This window comes from Kitasatospora griseola, assembly GCF_014648555.1.
GTDB lineage: Bacteria > Actinomycetota > Actinomycetes > Streptomycetales > Streptomycetaceae > Kitasatospora > Kitasatospora griseola.
In genome coordinates, this window is the sequence record NZ_BMRI01000005.1 from 337,906 (window position 1) to 364,423 (window position 26,518).

Annotated in this window: 18 protein-coding genes; 8 read left to right on the plus strand and 10 right to left on the minus strand. The window is 74.0% G+C overall.

Annotated features, from left to right (window positions below; translation table 11 throughout):
• Positions 1 to 1,094: DNA repair protein RadA (gene radA, locus IEZ12_RS09435; protein WP_229847363.1), on the minus strand; the 1,094-nt coding region annotated here is incomplete at its 3' end.
• A 223-nt stretch (positions 1,095 to 1,317) separates the two neighbouring features.
• Between radA and IEZ12_RS09440 the strand changes: the two genes are divergently transcribed.
• Positions 1,318 to 2,862: a BACON domain-containing protein gene (locus IEZ12_RS09440; RefSeq protein ID WP_189271574.1), complete on the plus strand. Its 1,545-nt coding sequence runs from the start codon at positions 1,318 to 1,320 to the stop codon at positions 2,860 to 2,862.
• A 44-nt stretch (positions 2,863 to 2,906) separates the two neighbouring features.
• Here the strand turns inward: IEZ12_RS09440 and IEZ12_RS09445 are convergent, their stop codons facing one another.
• Both IEZ12_RS09445 and IEZ12_RS09450 read right to left on the minus strand, forming a co-directional pair.
• Entirely contained in the window at positions 2,907 to 4,238 is a 1,332-nt protein-coding gene (locus IEZ12_RS09445) for a DUF1254 domain-containing protein (RefSeq protein ID WP_189271575.1), read from the minus strand.
• 22 nt (positions 4,239 to 4,260) lie between these two features.
• Entirely contained in the window at positions 4,261 to 5,556 is a 1,296-nt protein-coding gene (locus IEZ12_RS09450; RefSeq protein ID WP_189271576.1) for a DUF1254 domain-containing protein, read from the minus strand.
• Positions 5,557 to 5,734: 178 nt separating this feature from the next.
• On the opposite strand from IEZ12_RS09450, the gene IEZ12_RS09455 reads away from it, so the two are divergent.
• Positions 5,735 to 6,730: an NAD-dependent epimerase/dehydratase family protein gene (locus tag IEZ12_RS09455; protein WP_189271577.1), complete on the plus strand. Its 996-nt coding sequence runs from the start codon at positions 5,735 to 5,737 to the stop codon at positions 6,728 to 6,730.
• A gap of 73 nt (positions 6,731 to 6,803) precedes the next feature.
• Here IEZ12_RS09455 and IEZ12_RS09460 read toward each other — a convergent pair whose 3' ends face one another.
• Complete coding sequence (locus IEZ12_RS09460) at positions 6,804 to 7,886, minus strand: family 2 encapsulin nanocompartment cargo protein polyprenyl transferase (RefSeq protein ID WP_189271578.1); 1,083 nt, start codon at positions 7,884 to 7,886, stop codon at positions 6,804 to 6,806.
• 112 nt (positions 7,887 to 7,998) lie between these two features.
• The gene (locus IEZ12_RS09465) at positions 7,999 to 9,405 is read right to left on the minus strand and encodes a family 2B encapsulin nanocompartment shell protein (RefSeq protein ID WP_189271579.1); all 1,407 of its coding nucleotides are present in this window, start codon (positions 9,403 to 9,405) and stop codon (positions 7,999 to 8,001) included.
• Positions 9,406 to 9,776: 371 nt separating this feature from the next.
• On the opposite strand from IEZ12_RS09465, the gene IEZ12_RS09470 reads away from it, so the two are divergent.
• Entirely contained in the window at positions 9,777 to 10,865 is a 1,089-nt protein-coding gene (locus IEZ12_RS09470) for an ATP-grasp domain-containing protein (protein WP_189271580.1), read from the plus strand.
• Between the two features lie 9 nt (positions 10,866 to 10,874).
• Here IEZ12_RS09470 and IEZ12_RS09475 read toward each other — a convergent pair whose 3' ends face one another.
• Both IEZ12_RS09475 and IEZ12_RS09480 read right to left on the minus strand, forming a co-directional pair.
• A complete protein-coding gene (locus tag IEZ12_RS09475; RefSeq protein WP_189271581.1) occupies positions 10,875 to 11,426 on the minus strand; it encodes a methylated-DNA--[protein]-cysteine S-methyltransferase in 552 nt (183 codons plus the stop codon).
• 237 nt (positions 11,427 to 11,663) lie between these two features.
• On the minus strand, positions 11,664 to 11,888 hold the full coding sequence (locus tag IEZ12_RS09480; protein ID WP_043914874.1) for a hypothetical protein: 225 nt from the start codon (positions 11,886 to 11,888) through the stop codon (positions 11,664 to 11,666).
• Between the two features lie 171 nt (positions 11,889 to 12,059).
• Here IEZ12_RS09480 and IEZ12_RS09485 point away from each other — a divergent pair, with 171 nt between their 5' ends.
• From IEZ12_RS09485 to IEZ12_RS09500, 4 genes are all read left to right on the plus strand, one after another.
• The gene (locus IEZ12_RS09485; protein ID WP_189271582.1) at positions 12,060 to 13,385 is read left to right on the plus strand and encodes a chloride channel protein; all 1,326 of its coding nucleotides are present in this window, start codon (positions 12,060 to 12,062) and stop codon (positions 13,383 to 13,385) included.
• Positions 13,386 to 13,813: 428 nt separating this feature from the next.
• Positions 13,814 to 13,966, plus strand: a complete 153-nt coding sequence (lanA, locus tag IEZ12_RS09490; protein ID WP_063856615.1) for an SCO0268 family class II lanthipeptide — start codon at positions 13,814 to 13,816, stop codon at positions 13,964 to 13,966.
• 204 nt (positions 13,967 to 14,170) lie between these two features.
• Complete coding sequence (locus IEZ12_RS09495; protein ID WP_189271613.1) at positions 14,171 to 17,227, plus strand: lantibiotic dehydratase; 3,057 nt, start codon at positions 14,171 to 14,173, stop codon at positions 17,225 to 17,227.
• Positions 17,228 to 17,279: 52 nt separating this feature from the next.
• The gene (locus tag IEZ12_RS09500; protein WP_189271583.1) at positions 17,280 to 18,620 is read left to right on the plus strand and encodes a lanthionine synthetase C family protein; all 1,341 of its coding nucleotides are present in this window, start codon (positions 17,280 to 17,282) and stop codon (positions 18,618 to 18,620) included.
• A gap of 74 nt (positions 18,621 to 18,694) precedes the next feature.
• Here IEZ12_RS09500 and IEZ12_RS09505 read toward each other — a convergent pair whose 3' ends face one another.
• The 3 genes from IEZ12_RS09505 to IEZ12_RS09515 all read right to left on the minus strand — a co-directional run bounded on the left by IEZ12_RS09505 (position 18,695) and on the right by IEZ12_RS09515 (position 23,370).
• The gene (locus IEZ12_RS09505; RefSeq protein ID WP_189271584.1) at positions 18,695 to 20,488 is read right to left on the minus strand and encodes a CHAP domain-containing protein; all 1,794 of its coding nucleotides are present in this window, start codon (positions 20,486 to 20,488) and stop codon (positions 18,695 to 18,697) included.
• A gap of 113 nt (positions 20,489 to 20,601) precedes the next feature.
• Entirely contained in the window at positions 20,602 to 22,704 is a 2,103-nt protein-coding gene (locus IEZ12_RS09510; protein WP_189271585.1) for a glycoside hydrolase domain-containing protein, read from the minus strand.
• 114 nt (positions 22,705 to 22,818) lie between these two features.
• The gene (locus IEZ12_RS09515) at positions 22,819 to 23,370 is read right to left on the minus strand and encodes a hypothetical protein (RefSeq protein WP_189271586.1); all 552 of its coding nucleotides are present in this window, start codon (positions 23,368 to 23,370) and stop codon (positions 22,819 to 22,821) included.
• A 194-nt stretch (positions 23,371 to 23,564) separates the two neighbouring features.
• Here IEZ12_RS09515 and IEZ12_RS09520 point away from each other — a divergent pair, with 194 nt between their 5' ends.
• The gene (locus tag IEZ12_RS09520) at positions 23,565 to 26,477 is read left to right on the plus strand and encodes an AfsR/SARP family transcriptional regulator (RefSeq protein ID WP_189271587.1); all 2,913 of its coding nucleotides are present in this window, start codon (positions 23,565 to 23,567) and stop codon (positions 26,475 to 26,477) included.
• Positions 26,478 to 26,518: the final 41 nt, after the last annotated feature.

A 26,518-nucleotide genomic window follows, 5' to 3' on the forward strand; every position in this document is an offset into this window, starting at 1 on the left:
TTCACGCCGCCGACCGTGGCGGTGTAGATGTCCTGCTTGCCGAGCTTCACGCCGCCGTGCCGCTCCACCACCGCCAGGATCATCGCGATCCGCGGCGACTCCAGGCCCGAGGTGGTGCGCCGCGGCGAGGGGATCTGCGAATCGACCATCAGCGCCTGCACCTCCGCCACCAGCGGGCGCTTGCCCTCCAGGGTGACGGTCAGGCAGGTGCCGGCCACCGGCTTGTCACGGCGCGTCAGGAACAGGCCGGACGGGTCGGCGAGGCCCACGATGCCCTCGTCGTGCAGCTCGAAGCAGCCGACCTCGTCGGTCGCGCCGTAGCGGTTCTTCACGCCGCGGATCAGCCGCAGCCGGGCGTGCCGGTCGCCCTCGAAGGACAGCACCACGTCGACCAGGTGCTCCAGCAGGCGGGGGCCGGCGATCTGGCCGTCCTTGGTGACGTGGCCGACCAACAGCGTCGCCATGCCGCGCTCCTTGGACGCCCGGATCAGCGCGCCCGCCACCTCGCGGACCTGCGCGGGGCCGCCGGGCGCGCCGTCGAGCTCGGCGGACGCGATGGTCTGCACCGAGTCCAGGATCAGCAGGCCCGGGTTGACCGCCTCGATGTGGCCGAGCACCGCGCCGAGATCCTGCTCGGCGGCCAGGTACAGGTGCTCGGAGAGCGCGTTGATCCGGTCGGCGCGCAGCCGGACCTGCCCGGCGGACTCCTCACCGGTGACGTACAGCGTGCGGTGCCGGTCGGTGGCGGCCTTCGCCGCGACGTCCAGCAGCAGGGTGGACTTGCCGACGCCCGGCTCGCCCGCCAGCAGCACCACCGCGCCCGGCACCAGGCCGCCGCCGAGCACCCGGTCCAGCTCCGGCACGCCGGTGGAACGGGCGGTGGCCACCTGGCCGTCGACCTGCGCGATCGGCTTGGCCGGCGCGGAGACCGGCCCGGCCGCCGTGGTGCGGATCGGCACCGCGCCGTACTCCTCGACCGTCCCCCACGCGTTGCACTCGGGGCAGCGGCCGACCCACTTGGGCATCTGGTGGCCGCACTCGGTGCAGCGGTACGCCGGGCGCGGCTTGGAGGTGGTCTTGGTACGGGCAGCCATGCGCGCCACGGTAGCGCCTCGCACCGACAGTCCTCGGCGAACGGCGGCCCGCGGACGGCGGACGGGGCGTCGACGGGCCGGGCGTCGACGGGCCGGGCGTCAACGGGCGAGGTCAATGCTTGGCGTCAACCAGGCGAACAAGGAAGCGGTGGTGTTACCCGAAAGAAGGACAAGCGGCGCAAACCCACCGGGCGGAGGGTTTGAGCTGCCTACCGTCGATGACGTGACCACCGGCCAGCTCCACCCCGTCGACCCCTCCCCGGCCCTGCGGGCGTACGGCGCCAGCGTCGACGGGCTGTTCACCTACTGCCTGTCCGTGCTCTGCGACCACGACGCCGCCACCACCGCCGTGCTGGAGGTCCGCGACCTGGCCCGCCGCCACGGCGACCGGCTCACCGAACCCGCGCTGCTGCGCGCCTGGCTGTACGCGCTGGCCCGGCACCGCTGCCTGGCCCGGCTGAACGGCGCCGGCCCCGCCGCCGCGCCGCTCGCGCCCGGCACCGCCCACGAGCTCGCCTCGCTGGCCTGGCCGGAGGCGGCCGGCACCGACCCGGAGCAGCGCGAGGCGCTGGAGCTGGCGGTCCGTCACCGGCTGGACGCCGCCGAGGTCGCGGCGGTGCTCGGCCTGACCGGCGAGGCCGTCGCCGTGCTGCTGGACGCCGCGGGCGCCGAGGTCGGCCGGACCAGGACGGCGCTGCTGGTGCTCGGTGTGGGCTCCTGCCCGCAGCTGGCGCAGCTCGGCGGGACCGGCGCGGAGTCCTGGCGGGGCTGGGTGCTCGGCGCGGCGCTCCGCCGGGAACTGGTCGACCACCTGGTGGAGTGCCCGACCTGCCGGGGCACCGCCGAACGAGTGGCCGGGCAGCTCGGGCAGGGCCTGGCCGGGCTGCCCGGCCTGCCGCTGCTGACGGCCCCGACCAGGCTGCGCCCGATTCCGCCGCCGGGGGGCGGCACCGCGTTCCTGTCCGGCGCGGCGGCCGGCCGGCGGGCCGCGCGGGGCCTGGCCGGCGGTGAGCCGCAGTTCGACCGGCGAGGCTTCCCCCGGCACCGGGTGGTGGTGCCGGTCCGCGGCTCGGCCGTGCGCCAGCGGGTGGTGACCACGGGTGTGCTGGCGGCGGTGCTGGCCGCGCCGGTGGTGGCGCTGTGGAGCGCGCACCAGGGCGGCGGGCCGGACGGACGCACCGCGGCGGTGTCCTCGGTGCGGGTCGACGCGCCGATGGACCAGCAGGATCCGCAGCCGCCGGCCGTGGCGCTGCCGCCCGCGGTGAGCTCCCTGCAACTGGCGGGCGCGATCGCCGCAGAAACGTCTTTGCCGACGACGCACGGCCCGGTGATGGCGGCCCCCTCGCCCGGCCCGACCCGGCCGTCCGGCCCGCCCCCGACCGCCGAGCCCGCCCCGCCGACCGCCGCCCGGGAGCAGCTGACCGTCGAGGCCGGCGAGTACGGCAGCCGCACCGTCCTCACCCTGACCAACTCCGGCGACCGCCCGCTGACCTGGCACGCCGTCCTGGACGTCGACTGGCTGCGCCTCAGCCGGGACTCCGGCACCCTCGCGCCCGGCCAGCGGATCACCGTCATCGTGACGGTGGACGAGTCCCGCGCCCCGCAATCGCGCTGGACGGCGCACCTGGCACTGGCCCCGTCCACCGCCGTGGTCACCCTGGAGGGCGGCACCGACCACCGCGGGGTGCCGACACCCGGCGGCTCCTCGTCGCCGTCGTCGTCCCCGTCCCCCACGGAGAGCCCGAGCCCGTCGGCCACGCCGTCCTGACGGAGCGAGCAGGTGCGCCCCTGGTTTCGCGTCCGCCTGCCATCTCAACGAGGCTTGATCGGCGGGAGCCGGTAGCTGCCGTCGAGGACCGCGTCCTGCGGCTGGTACATCCGCGCCATCGGTCGGAAGCCGGACGACGGGGTGGGCAGCCAGTTGGCGAATTCGTCGGCGTCGGTGGGCTGCCGGTGCTGGAGGTAGAGGGTGAGGGAGCCGTCGGGGGCGTGCACCAGGCCGGGGGTGCGGTCGCCGATCGAGTAGCGGTCGATGTCGTTGGGGACCAGCAGGTACTCGGGGGTGTCGTACATCGTCACCGACCAGAACGCGCCGACCGGTGGCGGCTGTTCGAAGCGCAGCGTGTAGGCCCGGGCGCCGTCCAGCGGGTGGCCTTCGGCGTCGTGGTAGGTGGTGGCGTAGGTGGCCTCGTAGGCGTGGTTGCCCCACAGGCCGGTGCGGGCGGCGACGGCGCGGGTGAGGTAGGTGGCGCGGCGGTCGGCGACCTTCCACTGCGGTTCGTCGCGGGTGCCGGGGCCGAGGTGGTCCAGGTTGTAGTCGAACAGGTGCAGGTTGGCGGTCCATTCGCCGGTGGGCTCGACGGTGCCGACGCTCGCCGCCTCCACGCGTTCGCGGCCCGCGGCCAGGCCCTTGGCGAGTGACCGCGCCCAGTCGGCGGGACCGTCCAGGTACGGGGAGCGGCCGCGGTCGAGCAGCCCGATCGGGGCGAAGCGGTGCTGGAACTCGACGTCGGCGGGGGCGGGCGGGAAGGCGGCCATCCACACCCGCAGCCGCTCCAGGAACCCCAGTTCCTCGGGCACGCCGTCGGCGGGCTCGGGCAGTCCGGCGAGTTCCCGGCCCGCTTCGAGCGGGGTGAGCGTCAACTTGTCCTGCAGGGCCCGCACCCGGGGCAGGTCCTCGGGTCCGGCGCAGGCGTGGCGGGCCGCGATCGCCGCGACAAGGGTCGGGGCGACGATCACCGGCACGCCCTCGGGCGGGGTGCCCCGCCAGTGCGGCGGGACGATCAGCCAGGTCTGTTCGGCGGTGCCGGACGAACGGCGGCCCAGGTAGGCGAAGTTGTTGGTCCAGGCGTCGATGAACTGCAGCACGTAGTAGGCGCCGGCGGAGTCCGGGACGTGCAGCAGCAGCGGGCCGCCGGACAGGTCGAGCGGGGCGACCGAGTACACCGTGTCGTTGTTCACCGACACGAAGTGCGAGTCGGGGCCTGCCAGTTCGGCGCCGTGCCCGAAGGTGTTCCACTCGGTCGGGGGGATCGAGCCCATGCCCCGCCGGTGGATGGTGTCCACCATGGTCAGGTCGGCGACCAGCGGGTAGCCGTACACGAAGGCCTCGGCGGCCAGCATCTCGGGCGTGGCGTCAACCATGGCGGACGTCCTTTCTGCGGGTTCAGCGGGGAGTGGGCATCGGCAGGCGCCAACTGCCGTTCAACAGCTCGGGCTTCGGCCCGTACGCGCGCACCACGACCTGGTAGGGGCCGGCCGGGGCGGGCAGCCAGTTCGCCGACTCGGCCGGGTCCGTGGGGCGTTCGTGCTGGAGGTACAGGGTCAGCGAGCCGTCGGGGGCGTACACCAGGCCGGGGGTGCGGTCGCCGATCGAGAACCGGTCGATGTCGTTGGGCGCCAACTGCCGTTCCGGGAAGCGGTACATGGTCGCCGACCAGAAGTACCGGGCGGGCGGGAGCCGGCCCGGACCGAACCGCAGCACGGCCGGCAGCCGGCCGCCCGCCTCGGACTCCCAGCCGCCGTACCAGGCTTCCTCGGCGGGCAGCCCGTACAGGCCGGTGAGCGCGCCGCACGCGCGGTCCAGGTAGCGGGTGCCGAGCTGTTCGCGGGTGCCGAACAGGACGCTCCCGGTGGCCGCGCCCGGCGCCGCCGCGGCCAGCTGCTCGCGGCCGTCGGCGATCCCCGCGAGAATCGCCCTCCGGACTTCGGCGGACAGTGCGGCGGGCTCGAAGTCGCCCGTTCCGACGCCGAGTTCGGCCAGGCGTTCGCGCAGCTCGGCGTCGGCGGGCAGGACCGGGAAGAAGCCCAGCAGGAAGTCCAGGAAGGTGAAGAACTCCAGGGTGCCGAGCACCTCATCGCCGCGCCACACCGGCCACACCGGCTCGGCCGCCACCGGCCGGGGGGTGCCCAGGTGCTCGCTGAGCGGCTTCAGCCGGTAGCCGGCCTGCACGCGCTGCAGCTCCGACACGTCGGCGGGCCCGGCCAGGTACGTCCGGGCGACGATGCCCGCCAGGTTGGTGTCCGTCCGCACCACCGTGTCGAAGCCGTCCGGCGGATCCGCCCGGTGGCCGGGGCCGGCGATCAGGTGACGGCCGCCGCCGCTGCCGGTGGTCCGGGTGCCGACGAAACCCGCGTACGCGGTGTCCAGGTCGTGCACCGGCAGCACGTGGTACCGCTCGGTGGCGGGCACCTCCAGCACCCACGGCTCGGCCCGCAGGTCGAGCCACGCCCACGAGTACGGGGTGTCGTTGTTCGGCGTCACCACGTCCGTGTCGGCCGGGGTGAACGGGCGCGAGAAGTGCCGGAACACGCCGAAACCCCCGACGTACCGGGGGTCCGCGTCGTCGATCGCCTGCACGTGGAGCGTCCCGTAGTTCGCCAGCATCGGGTAGCCCCGGATCCACGCCTGCGCCGCCGTCCGCCGGACCGCCGCCGGATCCCCGCTGGCCGGGCCGCCCATGCCGTCCACCCTTCTCCCCGAAAAGGGATCATTCAGACATACCGGTACACCGGGGATGCTATGCGGCCCTCCACCCGACCGTCGCCGCGACCCTCCGACACACCGCCGGCCGACCTTTCTCCTCTGCCGACAGCGAAGAGTGCGGATGGCCGGCCGCCCGACCGGACACGCTGCACCCATGGACATCCTTCTGCTCGGCGGTTCCAAGTTCCTCGGCCGCGCCTACGCCGCCGAGGCGCTCGCCCGCGGCCACCGCGTCACCACCTTCAACCGCGGCGTCAGCCGCACCGACCTGCCCGGCGTGGAGGCCGTCCACGGCGACCGCACCTCGCTCGACGACCTGCACCGACTGGTCGACGGCCGGCAGTGGGACGCGGTGATCGACACCTCCGGCCAGCAGCCGCACGACGTCGCCACCGCCGCCCGGCTGCTCCGCGACCGGGCCGGCCACTACGGCTTCGTCTCCTCCGTCCACGCCTTCGCCGACTGGCCCGCCCACCCGGTGGACGCCGACTCCCCCACCCTCGACTGCGCCGGCGACGTCGGACCGGACCAGCCGTTCGCCAACGCCCTCAAGGCCGGCTGCGAACGCGCCCTGCTCGACAACTTCGGCCCGGCGGCGATCCTCAACTGCGGCCTCCTGATCGGCCCCCACGAGCCGATCGGCCGCCTCCCCTGGTGGCTCGACCGGATCGCCCGCGGCGGCCGCGTACTCGCCCCCGGCGCCCCCGAGAACCCGCTCAGCCTGATCGACGCCCGCGACTTCGCCTCGTTCGGCCTCGACCTCGCCGAGAAGCGCGCGACCGGGCGCTTCGTCACCACCTCGCCGATCGGCTCGGCGACGATGGGAGCGTTCCTCGACGCGTGCCGCTCCGCGACGGGCTCCGACGCGGAGTTCGTCTGGACCCCCGACGCGACCCTGCTCGCCGCCGAGGTCTCCCCCTGGGTGGAACTCCCCCTCTGGGCCCCCGTCACCGAAGGCTGGCACGGCACCTGGCACGCCGACCCCTCGACCGCGACGGCCGCCGGCCTGCGCATCCGCCCCCTCGCCGAGACCGTCTCCGACACCTGGGCCTGGCTGGAATCCGGCGGCCGCGACGAGGTCGCCTACCGGCAGCTGGAGACCCCGCTGGGGATCGACCCGCAGAAGGAGGACGCACTGCTCAAGGGCTGAACAGATCAGGGGCGCGTGGGGGGATCTCCCGCACCCCTGCTGGTGCGCTCCCTGCTTCTGTACCCACCGGCCCTCAGTAGTTGCGCCGCGTGACCAGCTCCGCCAGCGCGAGCAGCTCGTCGGTGCGGGTCGGGTCCGGGACCGCCACCGCCAGGTGGCTGATCGCGGCGGCCATCCGTTCGCAGCTCTCGCCCTGTGCCCACGCACGGCCGCCCGCGCGGTCGACGGCGGTCGCGGCGGCGGCCAGCTCCGCAGGACTGAGCGGGCGGCCGGAGGCGTAGAGCGTGGCGAGTTCCGCGCCGTCCGCCGTGCCGGAGGAGAGGGCGTGGACGACCGGCAGGGACTTCTTGCGGGCGGCCAGGTCCGCGCCGACCGGCTTGCCGGTGACCGCGGGGTCGCCCCAGATGCCGATCAGGTCGTCGATCAGTTGGAAGGCGAGGCCGATCTCGCGGCCGAAGGCGTCCATCGCGTCGGCGGTGGCGGCGTCCGCGCCCGCGTAGAGCGCGCCGAGGGCGCAGGCGCAGCCGAGCAGGGCGCCGGTCTTGCTCTCCGCCATGGCGAGGCACTCGGCGAGGGTGACGTCGGAGCGCTGTTCGAAGGAGCAGTCGGCCTGCTGTCCGGCGCAGAGTTCGACCACGCAGTCGGCGAGGCGGCGGACGGCGGCCGCGGCGGCGGGGTGGGGGTCCTCGGCGAGCACCCGGAGGGCGAGCGAGTGCATGGCGTCGCCGGCCAGGATCGCACCGGTGGTGCCGAACACCCGCCAGGCGGTGGGGCGGTGGCGGCGGGTGTGGTCGCGGTCGAGGACGTCGTCGTGCAGCAGGGTGAAGTTGTGCACGAGTTCGACGGCGGCGGCGGCCCGGACGGCGTCCTGCGGACGGCCGCCGACGGCCTGGGTCGCGGCGAGGACCAGCGCGGGGCGGATGGCCTTGCCGACGCCGGCCGCGCCGGGGGTGCCGTCGGCCTCCAGCCAGCCGAAGTGGTAGCCGGCGATCTGCCGCATCGAGTCCGGGAGGGTGTCCACGGCGGCGCGCAGGGCCGGGTCGACCACGGTGCGGGCCCGGCCGAGCAGGGCGAGTGCCTCGGCGGTGTCGCGGGAGCCGTCGACGAGCGGGGTGTCCCCGCCGGGCTGCTCGCGTTCGAACACGGTGATGGCCATGGTGAGTCCTCCCCCTGGGCCCGCCCCGAGTGCGGGGCGGGCGGATCTCCGCGCCGGCCGAGTGCCGGTGCGGTCGGCGGGGCGGGCCCGGGACGGCGGGCCCGCCGCCCGGTCAGTCGTGCCAGTTGGCGACGTCCACGTTCTCCAGCACGCCGATGGCGTCCGGGACGAGGATCGCGGCGGAGTAGTAGGCGCTGACCAGGTAGGAGATGACCGCCTTCTCGTCGATCCCCATGAAGCGGACGTTCAGTCCGGGCTCGACCTCGTCGGGCAGCTTGCCGGGACGCAGGCCGATCACGCCCTGGTTGTCGTCGCCGACGCGCATCGCCAGGATCGAGGTGGAGCCGTTCACCACCGGGATCTTGTTGCAGGTGTAGATCGGGACGCCGCGCCAGGTGGGGACCGTCTTGCCGTCCACCTGCACCGTCTCCGGGTACAGGCCGCGGCGGTTGCACTCGCGGCCGAAGGCGGCGATCGCCTTCGGGTGGGCGAGGTAGAACTTGGTGCTGCGGCGACGGCAGAGCAGTTCGTCCATGTCGTCGGGGGTGGGCGGGCCGGAGTGGGTCTGGATCCGCTGGCTGTACTCGGCGTTGGCCAGCAGGCCGAACTCCGGGTTGTTGACCAGCTCGTGCTCCTGGCGCTCGCGCAGGGCCTCGACGGTCAGCCGGAGCTGGTGCTCGGTCTGGTCCATCGGCTTGTTGTAGAGGTCGGCGACCCGGCTGTGCACCCGCAGCACCGTCTGCGCGACGCTCAACTCGTACTCGCGGGGCGCGAGTTCGTAGTCGACGAAGGCGGTGGGCAGGTCGTACTCGCCCTCGTGGCCGGCCGACATGCCGATCTCCGCCTCGCCCTTGCGGTTCTGCGGGAGCCGGGAGTCCGCAACGAAGGCGAGGATCTGGTCGCGCAGTGCCTCGGAGCGGTCCACCAGCTCCTGGAAGGCCGGCCAGGACAGCACCATCACCGTGCCGGCGGTGGCGGCCTTGACGCTGTAGGGCCAACGACGGTCGGCGACGGTGAGCGCCTCGTCGCCGATGTGGTCGCCGTCGGCGAAGGTGCCGAGCACGGTGGCGTCGCCGTACCGGCCGGTGCCGATCCGCTCGACCTTGCCGTGCGCGACCAGGTACACCTCGTTGATCTCGCGGCCCTGCTCGATCAGCAACTCGCCCGCCGCGAAGTCCCGTTGGACGAACCGGCCGGCCAGCTCGGCGAGCAGCGCGTCGTCCTCGAAGCCGCGCAGCACCGGCACCTCGCGCAGCGTGGGCGGCACGACCGAGACCTGACGACCGGTCTGCACGAAGCTCACCCGGCCCCGGCCCACCGCGTACGACAGCCGCCGGTTCACCCGGTAGGTGCCGCCGGAGACCTCGACCCAGGGCAGTGCGCGCAACAGCCAGCGATTGCTGATCTCCTGCATCTGCGGCGCCGACTTGGTGGTCGACGCGAGATTCTTGGCGGCCGCCACCGAGAGGCTGCTCTGCGGCCTCGTCTGGGGAATTCCGGCGGTGGTTTCGGTCGTCATTCCGAGGGCCTCGTGATCGTGTCGACGGCGGTTGGCGGCAACCATGCTGACGGTCGGTCAGGGGGCGCGGCAATCACTCGTGCGGGTGATTCAGGTGTGCGAGCCGAACGGTGCGACCAGTGCGCGGATCCGATCGCCGTTCGGTCCGCCCAAGCCTCCCGGCGTCCTCCCGCACGCCCCGCCGGGCGCTCCCGAAGACCCCGCCGAACCCCGGTTTCGAAGCGTCCGCGCAGCTCACCGCCCCCTTGTTCGAACCGCCCCGGAACAGCGCTAAGGTGGCCCCCACACCGCATGGTGACCGCCGCCACAGCGCAGGCGAACCGGTCGGTGATGACCTCCCATCGGCACGCCCTTCTCCAGGGAGACCTTCCGTGACCGCGCCCGTCCGCGTCTGGCTCAACCGCACCTACGCCGAGAACGTCTTCTTCATCGAGCTGCTGCGGTCCGCGCCGCGCCCGGTGCACGTCCTGGCGACCCACGTCGACCCCGACTCCCCGGTGCTCGCCGCCGCCGACCTCGGGCTGCTGGAACCGGACCTGCCGTCCGCCGAGAGTTACGTGGAATTCGCGCTGGAATTCTGCGCCCGTCACCGGGTGGACGTATTCCTGCCCCGGCTGCACCAGTTGGCGATATCGCTGCGCCGCCGCGAGTTCGAGGCGCTCGGCACCGCGCTGATCTGCCCGCCCGCACCCGCGATCGCCCTGTTCGACAGCAAGGCGGAGGGCTACCGCGCCCTCGACGCCGCCGGCCTGCCCACCCCGCTGTGGCGGCACGCCGACACCGCCGCCCAACTCCTGGTCGCCGTCGAGGAGATCGAGGCCACCGGCGCGACGGCCTGCCTGAAGCCCGCGAGCGGCGCCGGCGGTGAGGGCTTCCGGATCCTCACCCGCGAGCCGTTCAGCCTCCGCCGACTCGCCGGGTACGTCGACGCCCGGGTCCAACTCGACCTGGTTCTCGCCGCGTTGATGTCCTCCACCGCCCCCGCCGACCTGCTGGTGATGCCCTACCTGAACGGCCCCGAGGTGTCGGTGGACTGCCTCGCCGACCAGGACGGGCGGCTGCTCGCCGCCGTCGGCCGCACCAAGCAGGGCCGCCGCCGGAGCTTCACCGTCGACCCCTGCTACCTGGAGCCGGCCCGCCGCCTGGTCGAGCAGTTCGGCGTCGGCCACCTCTCCAACGTCCAGTTCCGGCACGAGCCCGACGGCCGCCCCGTGATCCTCGACATCAACACCCGCCCGTCCGGCGGCCTGCACCAACTCCGGCTCTGCGGACTCAACCTGCCCGCCGCCGCGCTCGAACTCGCCCTCGGTGCGCGCCCGTTGCTGCCGCCGACGGCCGAACTCGCGCTCGGCGAGTACACGTTGGTCTCCGGCGTCCAGGCCGTCCTGCCGCGGCAGTCCACGGCCCCCGCGCTGGAGCGGCTCGACGAGGCGCTGCTGCCGACCGCCGCCATCCGCTGACCCGCGGGCTCAGTCCGCCGGCCCGTCCCAGTCCAGGGTCGGCGGCAGCACGCCCTCCAGGGTGAGCAGCCACCGCTTCGTCTCCACCCCGTGCCAGGCCCCGCCGAAACCGCCCAGCCCGTCCGCCGCCACCACCCGATGGCACGGCACCAGCAGCGGCAGCGGATTGGCCCCCATCATCTGCCCCACCGTCCGGGCCGGCAGCCCAGGACCGGACAGATCCTCGAACACCCCACTACGGGCGGCGAGTTCACCGTACGTGATGGCCTTGCCGTACTCCACCTCGGTGAACAGGCAACGCAGCACCGTCAGATGGGGCCCGGTCGCGTATCGCCAGTCGATCGGCAGCCCCAAATCCCGCCGCCGCCCGGCGAAGTACTCCCCCACCCGGGCCTCGACCAGCGCCCGCGCCCGGGTGTCCCCGCACTCCGGCACTCCCACCGGCTTCCCCGCGAAGACCTCCCCCGCGTACGTCGCCGCGGCCACCCCGTTCGCCGTCACCCCGAACTTCATCGCCCCACTCGGCAACGGCGTGTCCACGGTCACCCACGACAGCTCCATACTTCCAACTTACCGGCGCGAAAGGCCCTGCGGGCACGAAACCAGGGGCGCGGGGAACTGCGCGAAGCGGAAGGCACCCACCAGCAAGATCGCGACGCGGGTCAATGACCTGCACTTGATCGCGACCTGACGGACGTGGTGTGCGCTTGTCGCGCAGTTCTCCCCCAGCCCTGGCGGGCCGGGAGGTACCCCCACGCACCCCTGTCGGTGCGCTCACCTGCCCGTGCCCCTCCGATCTCAGAGGTGATCGCGCAGGTAGTCCGAAAGGTGGTGGCACCAGGTCGCGAGTTCCGCGCGGTCCGGGGGGTCGCCGCCCGACAGGGCGGCGGTCGCGGCGGCGGGGAGCTGGCCGGTCGCCGCGAGGCGGGAGAGGCCGGAGAGGACGCCGGCGAGCCGTTCGGCGTCCTGGTGGCTGAGCATCACGAGCGCGTCGGTGTGGCTGATGGTCATGGAGCCGGGCATCGCGTTCTCCTCGGGTCGGTCCCCCCGGGTTGCTGCCCCCTCGATCCACCGTACGACCGGTGCGGCGGGCTCGCGCGAGTGCCGCTCGCCCGTTCGGCGCGCCCGGATGGCCGGTGGCGGCGGGCCGCAGGACGGTCGGAGCAGGTGTGTCCGGGTGATCAGGGAGCGCAGATGGCAGAGCAGGCCGCCGGGATCCGGGAGTTGCTGCGCAGTCCGGGTTACGGGCGGTTGCTGTTGGTGTCCGCGCTGGTGGGTGTGCCGGTCTCGTTGGCGGCGTTCGGTTTCGTGAGCCTCGAACACGAGTTGCAGCACTGGGTGTGGGAGTCGGCGCCGGAGGCCCTGGGGTACGGGCGGGCGCCGTGGTGGTGGGCGCTGCCGGCGTTGGCGTTGGCGGGTCTGCTGCTGGCGCCGATCGTGACGAGGATGCCGGGGCGGGGCGGGCACATCCCGGTGCACGGGTTGGGCGGGCCGCCGACGCTGCCGGTGGAGGTGCCGTCGGTGGTGCTGGCGGCGCTGGTCTCGTTGCCGCTCGGTGCGGTGCTGGGTCCGGAGGCTCCGTTGATGGCGGTGGGCAGCGGGTTGGCGCTGTTGGCGGTGAGCCGGGCCCGGCGGGCGGCGAATCCGAGGGTGGGGCCGATGCTGGGTGCGGCCGGGTCGACGGCGGCGATCTCGACGATCTTCGGGAGTCCGCTGGTGGCGGCGGTGATGATGATCGAGGCGGCGGGTCTGGGCGGGCCGCAGCTGACGTTGCTGATCCTGCCGTGCCTGCTGTCGGCGGGGGTGGGCGCGCTGGTGTTCACGGGCTTCGGGCACTGGACGGGGCTGTCGATCGGGGCGTTGACGCTGCCGGAGGTGCCGAAGGCGGAGCTGCCGGATGCCGGGGACTTCCTGTGGGGGGTGCCGTTGGCGGTGCTGGTCGCGGTGGTGATGGTCGCTGCGCGGACGCTGGGTCACCGGTTCGCGGCGTTCACGGCGCAACGGACGGCGGTGCGGACGGTGATCTGTGCGGTGCTGGTGGGTCTGTGTCTGACGGGGTACGCGGTGGCGACGGGCCGGTCGCCGGAGGAGGCGGCGCTGTCGGGGCAGGCGACGCTCGGGCAGTTGGCGGCGGATCCGCAGTCCTGGTCGGTGGGGGCGCTGTTGGCGTTGGTGGTGTTCAAGGGGCTGGGTTGGGGGGTGGCGCTGGGATCACTGCGGGGCGGGCCGATCTTTCCGGCGGTGCTGCTGGGTGCGGCGCTGGGGGTGGCGGTGGGCGGTCTGCCGGGGATGGGGGTGGAGGCGGGGTTGGCGGCGGGGTTGGCGGCGAGCAGTGCGGCGGTCACCCGGCTGCCGGTGACGAGCACGGTGCTGGCGGCTGCGTTGCTGGGTGATCAGGCGACGGATTCGATGCCGTTGGTGATCGTCTGCGCGGTGGTGGCGTTCCTGACCGCGTCGTTCGTGCACCGGGTGGCGGATGCTCCGGAGGCCCGGCAGGCCTCGTCTCGGCCGGCCGATTGATCGATTCCCGGCCGTCGGACGGCAAAGTTCGAGTCAAAACGATGAACGTCCGCCGAACCTGTCGCGGACTCCTGTCGCACGGGTCCCGTCCTCCTCGTGTCCACCACCCGGGACCAGGAGTGTTCATGGTTTTCGCTGCTGAAACCTGGCTACCGGCGCCCCGCCCCGGAATGGACAGCGTGCGCACCGTCCAGGCCTGGACCGGTCGGCGGCCCGGCGATGGACGAACCGCAGGTGGCGGGGGTCGCGCGGGCGACGGGACGGCGCCGGGCGGGCGGCTGCGGCCAGGTTGGCCAGGACAGCACTCACCACATGGTGGGAAGCCGGGAAAAAGTTGGCCTCGGCACCGGATGCGAACGCTCGTTCACGGCCGGTGCTGCGGCCGGGGCTCCGCTCCGGTCGGACCGACGAACCCTCTGGAGGGGAACATGCGTAACGAGATCCTCGTGCAGCAGGACACCGACCTCGACCTGGACCTCCGCATCGCGGAGGTCGCGGAGGAGACCCAGGCCTTCGGCCAGGGCACCTTCACCTCTCCGAGCAGCTACGCGATCGGCACCCGTTGCCCGGTCTGCTGCTGACGTCACGTCGGTGAGCAACGTGCGCGGGGCGGGCTGCAGCCCGCCCCGCGCTCTGTGTTTCCCGCCGTTCCCCCGCTGTTTCCGGCGGTCCCCGCAGTTCCCCGCAGTTCCCCGCAGTTCCCGCCGTTTCCGACCTAGAGGGGCACCACGAACGTGCGACCGGAGCAGGCCCTGTTCGAGATCCGTGAGCCGGTGCTGGTGCGGATGGCCAGCACTCCCCGAACGGGCGCCGAGGCCCTGATCGACCCGGACGACCCCGTCCCCGGTGTGCGCCGGCTGGCCGCGAACCCGCTGCTGCGGCAGGCCGTCGAGGTCGCCAGCGGCAGCCTCGCGCTGAGCCTGCAGCGTCTCGGTGAGCCCGACGGCGCGGCGGCGCTCGGCCGCAAGCGGACCGTCAGCGCCGCTCGCACCCTGACCCGCTACGCCCGGCGTTCGGGCGGCCGGCCCACCCCGTTCGGGCTGTTCGCGGGTGTCGGCCGGGCCCGGTTCGGGGCCGCCGCGAAGTCCTCGCCCGTCGGATCCGGCCAGGTCCGGGTGCGGTTGGACGGCGGCTGGCTGCACCGTCGGGTGCTGGCCTGGCTGGCCGTGCCGGAGGTCCGCCGCCGGGTCGAGGTGGTGCTCGACGACCTGTCCGTGCTGCGCGACGGCCGGCTGCTGCGGCAGACCGACGAGCGCGAGATCTCGGTGCGCGACAACGCGCTGGTCGCCCGGGTGCGCGAGCTGGCGGCCCGGCCTATGGGCTACGCCGCGCTGCTGGCCGACCTGGTGGAGCGCTTCCCGCAGCTGTCCGCCGAACGGATCGACACGGTGCTGGCCGGGCTGGTCCAGCACGGCTTCCTGCTCACCTCGCTCACCCCGCACCGGATCGACGACGCGCTGCTGGCACGGATCGAGTCCGCCGTGGACGGGGCGGTGCCGGGCGCCGCCGAGGGGCTGCGGGCCGTGCGCGCCGCCGCGGCCGTGCACGAACGCGACCGCCCCGGCGAGGGGCTGGAGTCCTGGCGGGCCCTGCTGCGCGAGGTCCGGGCGCTCGACCCGGCCGACCGGGCCGGTGAGCGGCCGCCCGTCCAGGTCGACCTGCGGATGCCCGCCGACCTGGTGCTGCCGGAGGCGGTCGGCGAGGAAGTGCGCCGGTACGCGGAGGCGATCTGGGCGATCACGCCGGAGTGGACCTCGCTGGAGCACCTGCGGGACTACCGGGAGCGGTTCATCGAGCGCTACGGCACCGCGAGCGCCGTCCCGCTCGGCGACCTGGCCGACCCGCACCGCGGCCTCGGCCTGCCGCCCGAGTACGGCGGCGCGCTGCCCGCGCACGCCCGCACCGGGCCCGGCGACGACGCCGACCGGCCGCGCCGCAACGCCGTCGCCGAACTCGTCCAGCAGGCCGTGATGTCCGACCGGGACCTGGTGCTGGACGACGCCGACGTCGCCCGGCTCGCCGACGCCGCCGGCCACACCCCGGGCAGCACCCGCCCGCCGCGCACCCTGGAGCTCTGCTTCCAGCTGCTCGCCGACTCCACCGCCGCGCTCGACCGCGGCGAGTTCCTGCTGCTCGGCAGCCCGCACATCGGCTCCTGGACGGCCGGCGCCACCGCCGGCCGGTTCGCCGAGCTGGCCGGCCTGACCGAAGGCCTCGCCGCGCTCGCCGCCGGGCCGGACGAGTCCGCCGAGAACGCTGCGCTGCCCGTCCAGGTCGAACTGGCCCCGCGCGACCCGCGGTCGCTGAACATCGTCCAGGTCCCGCAGCTGCTGCCGCACCGCCTGCCGATCGGGGTGCCCGCCGACCGCGGCGACCCGCACTGCCTGGACTGGCGCACCCTGCTGGTCGCCGCCGGCGAGGACGGGCTGCGCCTGCTGCACCCGGAGACGGGCCGTCCGGTCGTCCCGGTCTTCCCGCACATGCTCGCCCTGGACGGGCAGGCCCCGCCGGTCGCCCGGTTCCTGTCCGACCTGGCCGCGGCCCGCCCCCGGGTGTGGTCCGGCTGGGACTGGGCTGGCCTGGACACCCTGCCGTACCTGCCCGCCGTCCGCTACGGCCGGGTCCTCACCACGCCGCGCCGCTGGCTGCCCGGCCGCCGCCTGCGCGACGCCGCCCGCACCGCCGGACCCGCCGCCTGGGCGGAGGGCCTGCGCGAGTGGCGCGAGCGCTACCGGGTGCCCGACCGGCTGCAGATCGCCAGCAACGACCGGATGTTCCCGATCGACCTGCGCGAGAGCTGGGACACCGAGCTGCTGCGCGCCGAACTCACCGCCCCCGAACCGCGGTTCCAGCTGTTCGAGGACCTCACCGCTGACGGCGCCGGACTCGGCTGGAACCACGGCCACAGCACCGAGATCGTCGTCCCGCTGTTCCGCACCCCCGCGCCGGAGCCCGCCGCCGACACCCGCCCGCCGCTCGCCCGGCCGGCCCTGCGCACCGCCCCGACGGACATCCATCTGCCCGGCGAGGACTGGCTGTTCGCCAAGCTGTACGCCGACCCGGCGGCCCACGAGACGCTGCTCGCCGACCACCTGCCCCGGCTGCTCGTCGACCTCGACGGCGACATCGACCGCTGGTTCTTCCTGCGCTACCGCGACCCCGAACCGCACCTGCGGCTGCGCCTGCACGGCGACCCCGCCGCCCTGGCCGGCCGCGTCCTGCCGACCCTCGGCCGGCACGTCCGGAAGCTGATCGACACCGGCGCGCTGCGCACCATGGCGCTGGACGTGTACCGGCCGGAGACGGACCGCTACCTCGGGCCGGACGCCCTGCAGGACGCCGAGGAGCTGTTCCTGACGGACAGTCAGTCCGCGATCGTCCAGCTGCAGGCCCGGCGGGCGGGCGCGGCCGCGGTGCCGGACGAGGTGCTGGCCGCCGTCGGCCACGCCGTGCTGCTGGACTCGCTCGGCGACTGGGACTGGTGCGACTGGGCCGACCGCCTGTTCGACAAGACCGCCGACCACCAGGTCTACCAGCGCCACCGCGCCCTGACCGACCGGCTGATCCGCCCCGGCGACGCCGCCCGGCACGCCGCCGAACTGCTCGGCGTCCCCGCCCTGGCCACCCTCTGGACGGAGTCCGCCGCCCCGCGCGCCTTCGGCCGCCGGCTGTTCGCCGCACCGGAGGCCGACCGGGACGAGGCCCTGATGTCGTTGCTGCACATGCGCCACAACCGCTTGTTCGGCATCGACCGGGCCGCCGAGTCCCGCGGCTACGCCGTGCTGCGCGGCACGGCCCGCTCCCTGCTGGGCCGCCGGGCGCACGCCGATCGCCGACCGTGACGTCGCGTCACCCCAGTTCCACCGCCCGCCCCTTCACCACCCGGAGCCCCCGATGACCGTCACCGAACCCACCGCAAGGACGTCGTCCGAGCTGCGCGAGGCGGCCGGGGAGGTGTCCGACCGGATTCTCGACCGGTTGGCCGACCCCGCCGCGACCATGGCCGCCACCCGGATTCCGGCCGAGGCCGCCGAGGACGGCGTGGCGGAGGGGGTGTGGGTCGAGCTGACGCTCGGCAGCGGCAGTCCGGGCCTGTCGCTGGCGTTCAGCGGCGGCGCCCGGCCGCGCGCCGACCGGGTGGCGCGGGCGCACGGCTGGCTCGCCGTCGGCACCCGGGCCGCCGCCGACGGCGACACCACGCCCAGCGGGATCTTCAAGGGCCCGGGGGCACTGGCGTTCGCCGTGCTGGTCGCCAACCGGGCCACCGGCGGCTACACCACCGCCCTGCACCGATTGGACGCCTACCAGCGGCAGTTGGTGCACACCGCGCTGCCCGCCGTGCCGGACGGGCCGCTGGCCACCATCGGCCACTACGAGGTGGTGCGCGGCATGACCGGCGTCGGCCGGTACCTGCTGGCCCGCGCCGAGACCTGCGGCGAGGAGCTGGAGAGCGTCCTCGGCTACCTGATCGAGCTGGCCCGCGGCGAGACCGAGCACCGCGGGGTGCGCGTCCCGCGCTGGTGGGCGCTGGACGCGCCGCGGATCGGCTCCGAGCACCTGATGCCCGACGGCCACCTCAACCTGGGCCTGTCGCACGGCGTCGCAGGCCCGCTGATGCTGCTCGCGCTGGCCTGGCGGGACGGCATCCGGCTGCCCGGCCACCAGGAGGCGATGGAGAGCGCCGCCGGGCTGCTGCTGCACTGGGCGGTGCGCGACGAGCACGGCCCGTACTGGCCGGGCTACCTGGACCTCGACGAGTACCTGGCCGGCCCGGAGGCCTGGGCGAAGCCCGCCGGTTGGCCGTCCTGGTGCTACGGGGCGCCCGGCGTCTCGCGCGCCCTGCAGGTGGCCGGCGCGGTGCTGGACCGCCCCGACTGGACGGCGGTCGCCCGCGACTCGGTGGAGCGGCTGCTCGCCGTCCCGCTCGACGACTGGGGCATCACCGACCACGCGCTGTGCCACGGCTGGGCCGGCGCACTGCACCAACTCGGCCGTCTGAACGAGCACTTCGAGGACCCGCGGATCGAGCGGCGACGCGACCTGATCGCCGCCCGGCTGATCGACGCGTTCGACCCGGCCGCCCCGTTCGGCCTGCGCTTCTCCATGACCGCCGAGCCGTTCGCCTCCGACGTCTCCGGCTACCTGGACGGCGCCTCCGGCGTCGCGCTCGCCCTCGACTCGTACGCGTCGGGCGGCACCCCGCACGACTGGGACATGCCGCTGCTGCTCGCCTGAACCTCCCGACAACGGGGCCGGCCCCCGGCCGTGGCGGGTGCCACGGCCGGGGGCCGGCGGGTTGTGGTGGGGCATCAGGCGTTGGGCAGGGAGGCGGTGAGAGCGGTCGGGACGCGGACCACGTCCAGGAAGGAGTAGCCGCCGTCGCCGAACTCGCTCGTGGCCATCGGGCGCTTGTGGCCGTTGTTGACGACCTGCCAGACGGTGGTGTTGTCGGGCGACAGGAGCATGGTGCCGTCGGACGGGGCGGCCTTGGCGGCCGCGGTGGCCTCCCAGGCGCCGGGGACGCCGCGCAGCGGCTGCTGGTCGTAGCCGAGCGCGGTGAAGTCGGCGCCGCTGAGCGCGACGGCCTTGCCACCGGCCATCACGTAGCGGGTGGCCTCCTGTCCGCTGGCATTGGTGATGACCGTGCCGTTGGCCAGCGGCTTGGCGACGATCCAGGCCAGCCAGCGCTCCGGGGCGCCGGTGGTCGCGCGGTTGGCCCAGACGTCGTTGTACTCGGGGACGGTCAGCGGCAGGGCGGAGCCGTTGGCGGTGACGTACACCGACGGGTCGGCGCCCGATTCGCCCTTCAGCAGCACTCCGTCGGCGGGCTTGGCCGCGGCCGCCCGGCCCAGCCAGGCGCCGGGGACGCCCATCAGCGGGCGGTCGTTGTAGCCGTCGTTGTCCCACTCGGTGCCGGAGATGGCGGCGGCCGCGCCGCCGACCATCACGTAGCGGCTGTTGTCGGCGCCGTGCTGGTCCATCACCACGGTCCCGTCCGGCACCGGCTTGGCGGCGGCCGCCTTCAGCCAGGCGGCCGGAACGCCGACCGAGTGGCGGGCGGCGTAGTTGTCGTTGTCCCACTCGGCGCCGGTGATCGGCAGCGCGGCGCCGCCGACCATCACGTAGCGGCTGTTGTCGGCGCCCGACTGGTCCAGCACGACCACGCCGGTGCCCAGGGTGCGCTGCGTGGCGTCGCGCAGCCAGGAAGTGGGGACGCCCATCTGCGGCTTGGTGCTGTAGCCGCCCGAGACCCAGTCGTCGCCGCCGATGTTCAGGGCGACGCCGTCGACGACCACGTAGCGGGAGTTGTCGGTACCGGACTGGTCCATCACTACGGTTCCGTTCGGCGGGACGGCGGGCAGCGCGTTGAACGCGGCGTCGCCGACGGTGACGATCTTGCTGAGGTCGTAGTGGTCGGCGTCCACGTCGGAACCCTGGATCGCCAGGCCGGCGCCGCCCACGATCACCTTGACGGTCGGGTTGGAGGCGGACTTCACCAGGGTGCCGGCCGGCAGGTTGGAGGGGTTGCTGGTGGTGCCGTTGAAGATCGGGGAGATGAAGCCGCTGATCCGCTGGCCGGTGGACGACGTGCTTCCGATCCCGGCGTTGTTGATGGTGTAGGTGGTGACGCTGTTGCTCTGGTTGCCGCCGACCACGGTGATCGAGCTGCCGTTGACCGCCGTCACCAGGTTCACGTGCCGGGCCCAGTCGATGGAGGCGTCGTAGTCCCACACGATCGCGTCGCCGACCTGCGGAGTCCGGTGCAGGGTGCCGTGTCGGACGCCGTAGTCGTAGAAGGTGGCGGCGGAGGCGGTCAGTTCCTTGACGAAGGCGACGTCGTTGCGGCCCCAGACCCAGGACGCGAAGTCGGAGCACCAGGACTCGTGCTTGTGGCCCGCTCCGTCGCAGGAGTTGCCCATCCCGCTCGGGGGGACGTACCCGTAGCCGCCGAGCGTGCACGGGCCGTTCCCGAGCTGGCTGTTCGCCGTGGCGGCGATGCCGGCCGCGTCGGCGTGCGCCGTGCCGGCCGCGAGGGTGGTCAGGGCGCCGGCCGCGACCATGGCGGCCAGACCGGCCTTACCGAACTTGTGTGCGATTCGCATGGTGTGGAACTCCTCGGAATGTGGACGCCCGGAGGGCCGTCCGAAACTGGTGGGGCGAACATTTGGGGGCTGGGCCGGGGCGGGCCGTGGGGCCGGCCGCCGCCGGGGGTGAGTCAGAGCGTGGTGGCGAGCACCTGGGTGGAGCCGTCGGGCATCGCGGCGACCGCCACCCGCTGGGCCGGGAAGGTCGCGGCGCCGTCGTGGCCCGCCATCGCCTGGAAGGCCGTCCAGTTGGCGTCCGCGAGCCGCACCCGGGAGTACGCCCGGTGGTCGCTGCCGATCGCCAGCACCTGCGAAGTCCCGTTCGGCAGACCGGCGATGGCTACCTCGAAGGCCTGCATGTTCGACGTGCCGACGCCGTCCAGCGGCGCGAAGCCCGCCCAACCCGCGTTGGCCAGACGGATGTTGTGGTAGACGTTGCCGTCGCTGCCGATCGCCGCCACCTGCGCGCTGCCGTCCGGCATCCCGGCGATCGCCACCTTGAAGGCCTGCATGGTCGACGTACCGACACCGGCGAGCGGCGCGAACCCGGTCCAACTGCCGTTGGTCAGACGGGTCTCGTGGTAGACATTGCCGTCACTGCCGATCGCCACCACCTGCGCACTGCCGTCCGGCATCGCCGCGATGGCCACTTCCCGGGCCTGCATGGTGGAGGTGCCGACCCCGGCCAGCGGCGCGAAGCCGGTCCAACTGCCGTTGGTCAGACGGGTCTCGTGGTAGACGTTGCCGTCACTGCCGATCGCCACCACCTGCGCACTGCCGTCCGGCATCCCGGCGATCGCCACCTTGAAGGCCTGCATGTTCGACGTACCGACACCGGCGAGCGGCGCGAACCCGGTCCAACTGCCGTTGGTCAGACGGCTCTCGTGGTAGACGTTGCCGTCACTGCCGATACCGACCACCTGCGAGGTGCCGTCCGGCATCCCGGTGATGGCGCTCTCACGGGCCAGCATGGTCGGGGTGCCCACTCCGGCGAGCGGCGCGAAGCCGTCCCAACTCCCGTTCGCGGAACGGATGTCGTGGTAGAGCACACCGGCCGGCACAACGGGTTCCTGGGCCACCTGGACGTCCAGGTAGTCGGCGTCGATCTCCAACGAGTAGCCGTGGTAGCTCTCGGTGACGTTGCCCGAGTACTGGTGCACCCGCTGGTGGCCGGCCCAGTACGAGGCGGGAAACGCCGAATCGTTGGTGTCGGCAGAGCGGTTCCAGCGGGCGAAGAACACCACGTCGGGCATGGTGGAGGAGGAGACGTGGTTCGCCAGGTCGGCGATGCCGCTGTCCGAGCTGCTGTAGATGGCGGAGAGGTAGCCGCGGGCGTGCAGCCGCTCGGTCCAGGCCGACTCGAAGGCCAGCACCTTGCTGCTGTAGCTCGGGGAGTACGCCTCCATGTCGTAGTAGAGGACGCTGCCCGGGCCGAAGCCGAGGGCGACCGCGTTGTTGATCGCGTCGTCGGCGGCGGCCGCGCCCTGGCCGACCGGGGAACTGATGCCGGCGGCCTGCGGGCCCACGTACAGCGGCATGAAGTGCCAGCCTGCGGCGGCCTGTTGACTCACCCAGCCGGGGGTCAGGTTGGGCTGGGCGCAGCCCCGGTTGGAGCCGCCGATGTAGATGCCGACGGCGCGGTACGGCGAGTCGGCCATCCATCCCGCCATCAGGGAACTGCTGGGAGCGGCGCAGGCGTCGAAGCCCTTACCCGTGTAGTTCGTGCTGGTCGCCGGAACGGCCGCGGTCGTCAGCGCCCTGGCCCCGAGGGCGGCGGCCTTGGCGGGCGCCTTCGCGGGGATCGCGGCGCCGGTCAGGATGCCGGTGACCAGCGCCTGGTCGGTGTCGTAGGCGGCGGTGATCCGCACCGTCCCGTCGGCGGCGGCGATCTCCCGTCCGGTGTCGTTGACGGTGGTGCCGACCGGCTCGCCGGCGGCCGGCTGGACCAGCAGCGCCTCGGTGCGGCCGATCACGTGGGACGGGCAGTCCTGGTCGGCGCCGGGGGTGCCGAGGTAGAGGGCGTGCTGGTCGAAGCGGACGCAGGTGCTGGGGTCGGCGGACAGGTCGATCACCGGCCAGTCGGCGGGGATCGAGAACGTCCGGCCCAGGTAGTCGACGTTCTTGGTGGCACCGTCGCTCGCTCCCGCCGCGAACGCGGGGACGGTTCCGAGGGCGGTGGCGGCCAGGGCCAGGGCGGTGGCCGCGGTGGCCAGGGCTCGACGGTGCGGTTTCACGGGACAGCTCCTTCTCGATTTCGGCATGGCGGTGCCGACCCGCCGACGGCGTGCGAACTGCCGTGCGAGTGCTGGTCGGTGTGGGTTCTCGGTGGGGTGGTTCGGCCGGGTCGGTCAGCGCGCCGCGCGAACCGGCCGGAAATCGCCCTGGCCCGCGAAGTACGGGTAGGGGATGGTGCGGTGCTGCACGCCCGCCGCGGTGAACTCGTAGCCCAGGTAGGAGGTGTGCGCGTCGTCGGCCCAGTGGTCGAAGACCACCGCGTGGCCGAAGCCCGCCGGGTTCAGCAGTCCGTCGCCGGGGGCCAGGTCGTCACGGCCGGCGAGCGGCGTCACCGACCCGGTGGAGAGGAGCTCGGACGGCTCCATCGACTCGGTCAGGTGCCAGGCCATCGCCGCGTAGCCGCCCGCGTCGGTCCGGTACCCGCCGAAGCTGCCCATCGGGGAGCAGGCCAGGCCCGCTCCGACCCAGCCCTGCGCCCGGACCAGCGGGTCGGACGGCGCCGGGGCGAACTCGTTGCCGAACACGCCGACCCGCGGCATCGCGCCGGACGGGTGGCAGCTGTCGTTGCTGTCGGCGTGGGCCGGCGCCGCGGTCATCAGGACCGCCGACACCCCCGCGGTGAGCAGTGCGGCGACGGTACGACGAGCGGTGTTCGAGCGAGTCACGGCAGTCTCCCTGGGCTCTTCCGGTCGGCCGGCCGCCCCACGGTGAGGCAAAGCCGTCATTTCTGACTTTCCGCCAGCTGGCTTCACCTGCCGACATGAAAGAGCTTGGTTCACGCACATAATCCGCCGATAACATCGACCTAACGCGTCCCGTGGGGCCGTTGGGGGGTCGCAACGGACGTGGGGGTGGAACCATGCGGTTCGGGTTGCTCGGCAGTCTCCAGGCACACGACGGCACCCGGGACTGCCCCGTACGCGGCCCCAAGGCCCGCACCCTGCTGGCCGTGCTGCTGATCCACGCCAACCAGCCGGTCTCGCTGGACCGGCTGATCGACGCCCTGTGGGGCGAGGAGGCCCCCAGCACCGCCGAGGCCTCGCTGCGCAACCTGGTCGCCCGGCTGCGCAAGTCGCTCGGCGACGAGACCGGCGACCGACTGCGCGCCGCCCCCTCCGGGTACCGACTCGTCGTCGCCGACCAGGAGTTGGACAGCCGCCAGTTCGAACTGGCGGTCCAGCGGGCCCGGGCCGCGCACGAGGCCGCCGACTGGCCCCGGGTGCTCGCCGAGACCTCCGCCGCCCTCGACCTGTGGCGCGGCGACCCGCTCGCCGACCTGCCGGACAGCGCCGACGGCCGGGCCCGCCGCGACCAGTGGCAGGAGAACCGGCTGCAGGCCCTGGAGTGGCGCTTCGACGCCGAACTGCACCAGGGCCGCCCCCGCGGGCTGGTCGCCGAACTCACCCGCCTGGTCGGCGAACACCCGCTGCGCGAGGCCTTCCACGGGCAGCTGATGCTCGCCCTGCACGGCGCCGACCGGCGCGCCCAGGCCCTCACCGTCTACCAGCGGCTGCGCCGCGCCCTGATCGACGAACTCGGCATCGAACCCGGACCCGCCGTCCGCGCCCTGCACGCCCGGATCCTCGCCGACCAGCCCGAACCCGCGCCCGAGGCCCGGCCGACCCGTCCGATCCCCGCCCAACTCCCCACCCCGCCCGCGCACTTCGTCGGCCGACCGGACGAGCTCGAAGCCCTCCGGCAGGCCCTGCTGGCCGGCACCGACCGCCCCGGCCTGGCCGTGCTCAGCGGCATGGCCGGAGTCGGCAAGTCCGCGCTCGCCGTCCACTGCGCCGACACGCTGCGCGGCCGCTTCCCCGACGGCCAGCTCTTCCTCAACCTGCGCGGCGCCACCGCCGGCCTCACCCCGCTCGGCCCGCACCAGGCCCTCACCGCCCTGCTGCGCGGTCTCGGCACCAACCCCGCCGACGTCCCCGACGAGGTCGACGACGCCGCCGCGCTGCTGCGCTCCACCCTGAGCGGGACCCGCACCCTGCTGCTGCTGGACGACGCCGCCGACCTCGCCCAGGTCCGCCCGCTGCTGCCGTCCGGCCCCGGCTGCGGCGTGCTGGTCACCAGCCGGACGCCGATGCTCGCCCTCGACGGCGCGGTCCACGTCCGCCTCGGCACCCTCTCCACCGCCGAGAGCATCGCGCTGGTCGAACTCGCCGCCGGCCGGGCCGGCCGCGGCCTCCAACTGGTCGGCGTCGAACACACCCACCTGGCCCGGCTGGTGGAACTGTGCGGCCGGCTCCCGCTCGCCCTGCGGATCGTCGCCGCCCGGCTGGCCGCCCGCACCGCCCCGTCCGTCCGCAACCTGGTCGGCCGCCTGGAGGACGACGAGGACCGGCTCGACGAACTCGAACTCGACGACCTGAGCGTCCGTCAGTCACTCGCCCTGGCCCACGAGGCACTGCGCGGCTCCGACCGCCGCCTGGACCGCCGGGCCGCCGACGCGCTGGTCGCCGTCGGCGCCCTCGACCTGCCCGAGTACTCCCCCGGGCTGCTCTCCGGTGTGCTGCGGATCAGCCCCTCGCAGGCCGGCGCGGCCCTCGACCGGCTGGCCGACGTCGCCCTGGTCGACGAGCTCGGGGGCGGCCGGTTCGCCCCGCACGACCTGGTCCGGGACTTCGCCCGCGAACTCACCGAGGACCCGGCCGACCGCACCCGCGCCGTCGCCGACGCCCTCGACTGGTACCTCGACGCCGCCGCCGGCGCCGCCCGCGTCCTCGACCCGACCCTGCACCGCCAGCGCGGACTGCCCGCCGGCAGCGACGTCGCCGACCGGGACCAGGAGAGCGCGTTCGCCTTCGGCGACGGCGAGTACACCAACCTCACCGTGCTGGTCGAACGGCTGGCCGACCGGAGCTGGGCCGCCCCCACCCTGCTCGACCTGGTCCAGGCCCTGCTCCCCTACCTGCGCGCCCGCGGCCGCACCCCGGAGCTGGTGCACCTGAACGAGATCGCGCTCCGGGTCGCCCGCCGCGAGGACCGCACCGCCGCCGAGGGCCTCGCCCTGGTCGACCTGGCCAGCGCCCACTTCGACACCGGCCGCTTCGCAGACGCCCTCGACCTGGTCGACCGGTCCATCCCGCTCTGGCAGCGCACCGGCAACCAGCACCGCCTCCAGATCGCCCTGAACAACCGCGGCATGCTGCTGCAACTCCTCGACCGCCCGCGGGAGGCCGTCCTCACCCTGCACGAGGCGCTCGGCCTCGCCGTCGAACAGGACGACCCGCTCAACGAGGCCCGCGCCCTGTCCGCCCTGGGCAACCTGCTCGAACCCGAGGACCCCGAACTCGCCATCCCCCTGCACACCCGCAGCATCGACGCCGCCAAGCGCCTCCCCGACCCGGTGCCGATGGAGATGGCCGGCCGCTGCAACATCGGCAACGCCCACCTGCGGCTGAACCGACCCGCCGAGGCACTGGGACACTTCCGCGCCGCGCTCGACCTCGCGGAGAACGCCCCGTGGAACACCAAGCGCGAATGCCGCCTCCGCGAGATCGAGGCCCTCCGCCGCCTGCGCCGCCTCGACGAGGCCGCCGCCCTCGGCCGCCACCTGCTCGACCTCACCACCGAGCTCGACGACACCTACGGCACCGGCCTCGCCGAACACGCCTACGGCCGCGTCCTCCACGACCAGGGCCGCATCCCCCAGGCCCTCGCCCACTGGCACGACGCCCTCGCCCACCTCGACACCGCCGACACCCCCGTCGTCGCCGAACTCCACGCCCTCATCGCCGCCACCGAATCCGCCACCGGCGCCGCCTGACGCCCCGCCGCCGCCGGGGCGTCGGACTGACGGGGCGTCGG